Source organism: Desulfuromonas sp. (genome assembly GCA_002869615.1).
Taxonomy (GTDB): Bacteria; Desulfobacterota; Desulfuromonadia; order Desulfuromonadales; family UBA2294; genus BM707.
The window spans coordinates 1-7,367 of record PKUH01000029.1 but is presented as its reverse complement, the minus strand read 5'-3'; the positions used below and the strand labels follow the sequence as shown (position 1 = coordinate 7,367).

Here is a 7,367-nt window from a genome sequence, read left to right as displayed (position 1 = left end):
TTCTTCCAGTTGTCCATTTAGCGCTTTCCGGCCGAGCTGCCGATCAGACCGAGCCGATCAATCAGAAACGGCGTCTCTTCGAGAAAACGGATCGTGTCAGTCAAGCGGAACCCGGGCATGAAAAAAAAAAGCCCGGCCGCCGTGACAACTGCCCCGTTCTTTCATTTGCGGGATACGGAGATAGCCGAAACCGGGTGCCGCAACATAACCGGCCGTATACTCCGGATCGTCCGACCAGCAGAGTTCGGCAATGATGCCAGGGGCAGCCAAGACTTTCGCAGCCAGTATCAATGCTTCACGGGTCCGATGATGATTCAGCCCCTGACTGACCAGGCTACGGGTAAAGGCTTCATCAAGATCCGGCTCGACATCCATCCGGGTCGCCCGAACGCCGCGCGCCGAAACCGGCTCCAGCCTTTCACCGGTCCGTGCATCGATCAGCATGGCGCCCCGCATATTGCTGCCGTTCGGACCGGCACCTTCGGCAATCAGCTCAAGGGCCGTCATCGCAACATCGGCAACAACTCCGGCAGCCAATAACGCCTGGAATGCGCGTTCCCGGCCAGCCAGATAGTCAGCAATCGGGATCTCGGTCAGATTCGGCGCAGCACCGCGCACGATTGTAGCTGAATCGATTTCATCGACGGTGATCTGCAGCGTTGCCGGAGCATGCGCTATGGCCCGCTGCAGCATCCCGGCGGCGACGCTTTCGATCCTGTCTTTCCGGACCAGCCGCTCTGCACCGGAAAGATGTGCCGACCCGCGCTCGCAATGCATTCTGACGCTGTAATACATGTTATTCATAACGGCGATAATTATCACTTCAACTCATCATTGTCAACCGAACACAGGAGGCAGGTTGACAATGTTTGTTTTACATTTTCCATTTATTTATGCTAATCTCCGCCGCAGTCATAACCTGTTCAGAAAAAACTGCGGAATTGATGGAATCAACAGAATTTCATATCTTTCTTCTCAAGTGCGCCTTTGCCGGGTATCTCGGATCGACGATTCTCTACCTTGCGCATGCGATCGGCCGCAAGGCACTTTGGCTCAGGGCTGCCTTCTGTTTTTTTACCGCTTCTTTTTTTCTGCATAGTCTCTGCCTCGGATTGCGCTGGTACACGGCCGGGTTTCTACCGGTCACCAATCTGTTTTCAACCCAGTTTTTCTTCAGTTGGTCACTGGCGCTGACCTATTTCTATTTTGAACTTCGTTATCGGATTCATGCGTCAGGACTCTTTGTCGTCTTTCTGACACTGTTGCTGCTGGGCTCAGCTCTTCCCAGGGACCCATCCCTGCCACCATTAATTCCGAGTCTCGACACGCCACTTTTTACCTGGCACATCATTTTCTCCTTTACCGGTTATGCCCTGTTTGCCATGGCCTTCTCCCTCGGTGCACTCTACCTGTTGCAGAAACGCCTGCAGACTGAACTTCTGCCTGACCTGGCGACCATCCGGAAACTGAACGAGGAGGCGATCTTCCTCGGTTTCTGTCTGTTCACACTCTGCCTGGTTCTCGGCAGCATCTGGGCCCATATTGCCTGGGGTTATTATTTTTCCTGGAACATCAAATCAGTCTGGTCATCAATTGTCTGGCTGTTCTACGCCGGGATGTGCCATGCCAAGTTTATCCGTCGTTGGCAGGGCACCGGTTACGCCTGGCTCTCTATCGCCGGTTTTTTCGTTGTCCTTTTTACCTACCTCGGCATCGGCTTATTGATGCAGAGCAATCACCCACTGGAGTAACGGTATGCTGAAAATGATCTGGCGGACCTGCTGCTCCCTCAAACTGGCGATCATACTTGCCTCTGTCGCGACCATGCTTGCGATGGGAGGATCACTGGTGATGCATTTCAACCCGGACGTTTTTGCGGACCTCGACGCCATGAATCTCGGCGAATGGTCAAGCCGTTTTGGCCGAAGCAGCCCGGGCCTCAGCTGGTGGTTCTACATAACCGGAACCCTGGTCATACTTTTAGCTGTCAATACCGCCTGCTGCCTGATTGAATGGTTGTACAACTTCCGGGCACGGTGGCGAAAAACCGGTGAATACCTGATTCACCTCGGCTTTGTCCTGATCATTATCGCCTATTTCTGGGGGAGCATCGCCGGCGATCGCAGCACCGGAAACAAGGTTACTGTTGGCGAGACGATCCCTCTCAAGGTCATGCCGGGACATTATCTTCGTCTCGACAGTTTCGAGCCGCTCCTTAATGAGCAACGTCGCCCGGTCGACATGCTGAACAGTGTAACGCTGCTCAAGGGGAACCAGCCGGTCGCCAGCGGTCTGGTCAAGACCAACACGCCACTTCTCCACAACGGCCTGGTTATCACACCCGCCACTTATGGTCAGTTGCCGATCGGCTTTGAAGTGATTGTGCCGACGGTCGGCAAAGGCTATCGGCTTGTCGCCGGCGATGCGATTCCCCTCAATAATGGATACCGGATCATCGCCGACGCATTTCTTCCTGATGCCATAATCCATAACGGGCAAATAGTGAGCCGCAGCGACAACCTGCGTGAACCGGCATACCTGATGCGACTGCTCGAAGACGACAAGGAGCGATGGCGCGGCTGGTACTTTCTCGGGCAGGGGCTGCCGGACGAACTGAGAAATATCAATTTCCAGATGGTCCCGAGTCGACCGATCTATCAAACGATTTCGGTTTTGACGATCAATCGCGACCCGGGGGCCGGACTCGCGATGCTTGGCGGCATCGCAATTTCTCTCGGAGTCTTTTTTGCACTTTTTTCATTCTATTACAAACGCGCTCGCGGCGATCGCCCGGATATCACATAATTCCCGTATTTTTTTCCTGCCCCGATCAAGAGTTCCTTATCGTCCTTCGTACCGGACAAAAGCCTTAATTCTGTTATAATTTAGTTGATTCAACAATCCGGAGGGGTGCTATGTCAGTAAACCATCGTATCCTGGTTGTCGATTACAATAACGACCGCCGACAACAACTTCGCGAACTGCTTGAAGAGCGGCATTTCGGGATTGTCGAAGCCGCCAACTGTGAAGACGCCCTCGTACTTCTCGACCAGATGGATGCTTCGCTGGTCCTGACCGAAACCGAGCTGCCGTCCATGAGCGGTCTTTATCTGCTCCAGAAGGTCAAACAACACCATCCGACGATAGAAGTTATCCTGATCACCAACAATGACTCCTCCTTCAACCTGCTGCAAGCGCTTCGGCTCGGGGCCTATGATTACATTGTCCGACCGATCGACACCGGAGAGATCCTCGACAAGACCCTTGAAAGAGTCTTGTCTCACATTGCTCTGCGTGATCAGAACCAACTGTTGCTGAGTGAACTCGAACAACAGAATCGCAACCTTCAGCATTCCCTGAACCTGATCAAGGAACTGAACCGTTCGATTGAAATGGTCTCCACCGCAACAGATGTCCGCGAGCTATTCAAAACGTTGCTCGCCTCGACCCTGAAAACAATCCACGCCAGGCGGGGTTTTATCGCCCTGCTTGATCACCACAGCGAAAAACTCTGTCTTAAAACCGGTTCCGGTATCGACCCGGCGCACTGCCGCCGGTATTCCCGTGGCCTTGCCAACGGCCTGACATCGCATCTTCTGAAAAAAGGTGAGCCGATTCTCGTTCCGGAGAATATGCCATCAAACTATCACTCACTTTCAACCGGAACCGAGCTGCACGATCTCTATGAATTTCCAGGTCTGTTGGCTGCGCCGCTGCATTTTCACAATAAAGAAGTCGGAATTATTGTCATCAGTGGCAACAGCAACGGCGGGCGGTTCACCGATCATGAATTGCATTTCTTGATTCAACTTGCTCATCACGCCTGCGTAGCCCTTGAAAAAGCAGGTGAAATTCACCTGCTGAAGAAGGACCTCCTTCGTAAAGAGAGTATGAAAAATTAACATTTTTTCGCAAACAACCGTGAATAGCGCTGGACAATATCCCCTCTCTTTAACTACTATGCCCTTTCGAAAAACCGGCACTTAGGGTATAAACGTCAGGTCAGATCAATCTGGCCTGCTGTAATCAATAGCGCAAAAAGGACTCTTTTCATGGAAAACTCAGGAAAATCCCTGGACCAGGTACACTCCATATTCAATAACAAGGCACTGCGCAAATTGTGGATGAAAATCCGCTATATTGTTGCCGTCGCGGCATTATGCCTGGTGGCACCGCTGATTGACCCGGATTGGTTCTGGATCGGATTCGCCGTTTCTCTGTTCGGTGAAATTTCTCAGCTCTGGTGCTGGTCCTGCCTCAGGACATAAAAAGTTCTCGCTTACCGCGGGCCCTACACCATGGTCAGAAACCCGATGTACCTCAGCCGCTATTTTATTATCCTCGGAATTTTCCTGCTGGTCGGTGTCCCGGGCGTCTGGGCGGCAATTCCCTATACCGTTATCTACGGTTTTTACATGGTCAACCGGGTTGAACGCGAGGAGAAAAAACTGATTGATCTGTTCGGTAAGGATTACGAGGATTACTACAATTCGGTCCCCCGTTTCATCCCGTCATTCAAGGGGTTTGATCTGCAGGCTGTTCTGTTCTGGAACTGGGAAACCTTCCATGAAAACCATGGGGCAATGAACATGATCGGCCTGTTGGTCGTCTACGCTATTTTCTATCTGTTCACCTTTATGATTTGAATTCAGGCCAAACCGGGCACAGAAGAATGCTGAAACACCTGATCGCTTTACTCCAATCCGAATACGACGACCCCGGCATTTCGGAAGATGGTCTGGTTCTGCTCAGAGAGGGGAAATACGCCAACTCTATCGTTTATCGATTTGAAACCGGTGGCCGGCAGCTGGTTCTTAAAGAATTTTATTCCCGCTCCTGGTTGATCAGAAACACGGTCGGGCGCGTTCTGACTGCCCGTGAAACCAGAGCGTTGCACAGCCTCAGTCAAGTTCCCGGAATCCCCGGAGATATAAGGCGAATCGGCCCCTGCGCCCTGACGATGGAATTTATCAGTGGAGAAACGATTAAATTTCTCTGCAACAGCGACCAGAAACTTCCAAAATCATTTTTCATCGAATTTGAAAACCGGGTCAAGGCGATGCACCGGGCCGGGTATGTTCATCTCGACCTGCGCAACATGGGCAATATCATCCGTGCCGCCGACGGCACACCCTATCTCATCGATTTCCAAACCGGATTTTTTGTGACGTGGTTGCCGCGCGGCATCAGGCAGTTTATCGAAGGTGTCGATCTTTCCGGCGTTTACAAAAACTGGATCAGACTCTGCGAGGAAGAGCTTGACCATGAACGGCAGCAGTTCCTTGATAACTTCAAAGGTTTTCGCAAATTCTGGATTTTCGACGGTTACTGGCCCGAGCGGAAATGGCGCCGTCTGCGCAACCGTTTCAAAAACTACTTCGGGTCGAAATAAAGGCGACAAAAACCTGGCAAGTCCCTGAAGAGATCAGATGTATTAATCAGCTCAGAATCTCATTTATGCCGCCACAATCAGCAGAGTGCCATTCGCCCGGAAGAAACATCAAAGAAACCCATATCGCAATTCCATTTGGCATGAATCTGGCAAAAATTGTCGATGAGTTGAGAACCGGCAGAGTAACGTGGCTCTGCCGCTCAACGACGAGACAAACAAAAAAACACCAAAGGGTGCCGTGTTGTTGATTCACTGTACAAAAAAGTGATATATATTAACACTTTGCATCTCACGGAAAAGACACTGATGAAATCGACTTCAAGGGTTCTTCTGCCAATCGTACTGTTTCTATTGATCGCCTGTCCCGCCTGGTCACTGCCTACGACCTGTGGAACCACCGGCCTGTTGACTCAACCGACAGCGCAAACACTTAATTCGGGCAATATCTGCGCCGGAATCTGGAGTGACATCTCCGAATGGGGACAAACCCCGGCAACCGAATATGACGCGACAATCGTACCTTTTGCGGTAACCCTCGGCCTCGGTTCCTTCATGGAAGCTTATGGCTCCTTTCCCAACCTGCTCTTCAATGATGAGGAAGAGGCGAGCGGTCGTGGCTACTCTCTCCTCGGCACCAAACTGCGCCTTTTTGGTCAACGTAACTCACTTTTGAAATTCGCTGTCGATTTTCAGTTCAGACGGGCTGTTTCGAACGATCCTGCCAAGGACGGCCTGACCGATAAACTGATTCGCGGCATCGTTTCATTGAAAAAGGAAAAGTTCGGGCTGCATGCCTGGGGCGGCACCCTGGACCTTGAAGAGAATATAGCTGGCGGCGTCGGTCCATTTGAAGACGTCACCGGCTTCGGCGGCGGAATCGAGTTTTTCCCGATCGAACGACTGCGGCTTATCGCTGAAGCTGACTCCTATTCCGAGACAACTACCGGTGGAGATAAGAGCGGTGAATGGATGGCCGGGCTCCAGTACTTCATCTCCCCCCACTTGACACTTTCAATCGGCTACGGACAGTCAATCTACTCCTCAAATCTCAGCCCGACCGGACCGGAGTCGAGAATACTGATTGGCCTGTCAACATGTCAGGGTATCGGAACCTACAGCCAGATCAAGCAGCAAATGTTACCGCCGAAAGAAGATATTGATGAGGAAAAGACTGAGCCGGTTAATACTCTCAAAATAAAAACCCTTTCACCCTTGCTGGTCAAACCGAAACAGGCACCTGTTGCGCCGGCGATCTTGCCACCGGCCCCGGAAGTCATCGAGCCCCTGGAACAGCCTGTCTCCCCGGCAATACCAATTATGACTCTCGAAGAGATACTGGCAGCACCGGCGGCGGCCAGTGCGGTCGAGGTTCTGATCGAGGACGACGCAGAGATTATACTGCTCGAGCCGAACCAGAACATTTCAACTACCGAAACTTTCGCCAAGATAGCTGGTCAGCAGTCGCTATCTACGGTAAGCACTCCAGCCATGGCAGGGACCGAACGTCACCCGATCGACCCAACGACAACAAACAGGGCAAAAGTTTATCGACGTTTCCTCATGCCGGAATTCGCGTTCGAAGTGAACCAGTTTGCGCTCACCCCGGAAGGTTCAGCTGCACTCTCGATGATTGCTGTCGAATTGAGCCGAGACAATAATTGGTATGCCATGCGAATTGATGGTCATACCGACAGCACAGGGTCCGATCGCTACAACATGGATTTGTCCCTTTCTCGTGCTGTTCAGTATGGAACGCAACTCACGAAAAATGGCGTAGAACCAGAACGTGTATATGTGCAAGGCTTCGGTGAAACATATCCGATTGCAACCAATGAGACCAGGGAGGGTCGTGCCTTAAACAGACGGGTAGAACTGCTGGTTCTGGTTCCACCCGATGTTGTAGTCCCGAAACCGGCTGACGAGGTTGTCCCAGCGGAGCCAACTGACGAGGTTGTCCCAGCGGAGCCAACTGACG

The 7,367-nt window shown here is 51.9% G+C and carries 8 protein-coding genes; 7 read left to right on the top strand and 1 reads right to left on the bottom strand.

Translation table 11 applies throughout. The features are described 5' to 3' along the window. Positions 1–96 precede the first annotated feature (96 nt). Entirely contained in the window at positions 97–822 is a 726-nt protein-coding gene (locus C0623_03945) for a 6-carboxyhexanoate--CoA ligase (GenBank protein PLY02374.1), read from the bottom strand. Between the two features lie 47 nt (positions 823–869). Between C0623_03945 and C0623_03940 the strand changes: the two genes are divergently transcribed. From C0623_03940 to C0623_03910, 7 genes are all read left to right on the top strand, one after another. Further along, positions 870–1,751 (top strand): hypothetical protein, encoded by an 882-nt coding sequence (locus C0623_03940; protein ID PLY02373.1) that lies wholly within the window; start codon positions 870–872, stop codon positions 1,749–1,751. A 4-nt stretch (positions 1,752–1,755) separates the two neighbouring features. Continuing rightward, entirely contained in the window at positions 1,756–2,805 is a 1,050-nt protein-coding gene (locus C0623_03935) for a hypothetical protein (GenBank protein ID PLY02372.1), read from the top strand. Positions 2,806–2,915: 110 nt separating this feature from the next. Further along, positions 2,916–3,902, top strand: a complete 987-nt coding sequence (locus C0623_03930) for a hypothetical protein (GenBank protein PLY02371.1) — start codon at positions 2,916–2,918, stop codon at positions 3,900–3,902. A gap of 150 nt (positions 3,903–4,052) precedes the next feature. Next, entirely contained in the window at positions 4,053–4,268 is a 216-nt protein-coding gene (locus C0623_03925; protein PLY02370.1) for a hypothetical protein, read from the top strand. Positions 4,269–4,298: 30 nt separating this feature from the next. Beyond that, entirely contained in the window at positions 4,299–4,646 is a 348-nt protein-coding gene (locus tag C0623_03920) for a hypothetical protein (GenBank protein PLY02369.1), read from the top strand. Positions 4,647–4,672: 26 nt separating this feature from the next. Beyond that, positions 4,673–5,392, top strand: a complete 720-nt coding sequence (locus C0623_03915; protein ID PLY02368.1) for a serine/threonine protein kinase — start codon at positions 4,673–4,675, stop codon at positions 5,390–5,392. A gap of 306 nt (positions 5,393–5,698) precedes the next feature. Next, positions 5,699–7,367 (top strand): hypothetical protein (locus tag C0623_03910; GenBank protein ID PLY02367.1); only part of this gene is annotated, 1,669 nt, incomplete at its 3' end.

What these genes read in the sequence shown, in the direction of transcription:
- C0623_03930 (PLY02371.1), top strand. Translation starts at nt 2,916, where the DNA reads ATGTCAGTAAACCATCGTATCCTGGTTGTCGATTACAATAACGACCGC.
- C0623_03920 (PLY02369.1), top strand. Translation starts at nt 4,299, where the DNA reads ATGGTCAGAAACCCGATGTACCTCAGCCGCTATTTTATTATCCTCGGA.
- C0623_03915 (PLY02368.1), top strand. Translation starts at nt 4,673, where the DNA reads ATGCTGAAACACCTGATCGCTTTACTCCAATCCGAATACGACGACCCC.
- C0623_03935 (PLY02372.1), top strand. Translation starts at nt 1,756, where the DNA reads ATGCTGAAAATGATCTGGCGGACCTGCTGCTCCCTCAAACTGGCGATC.
- C0623_03925 (PLY02370.1), top strand. Translation starts at nt 4,053, where the DNA reads ATGGAAAACTCAGGAAAATCCCTGGACCAGGTACACTCCATATTCAAT.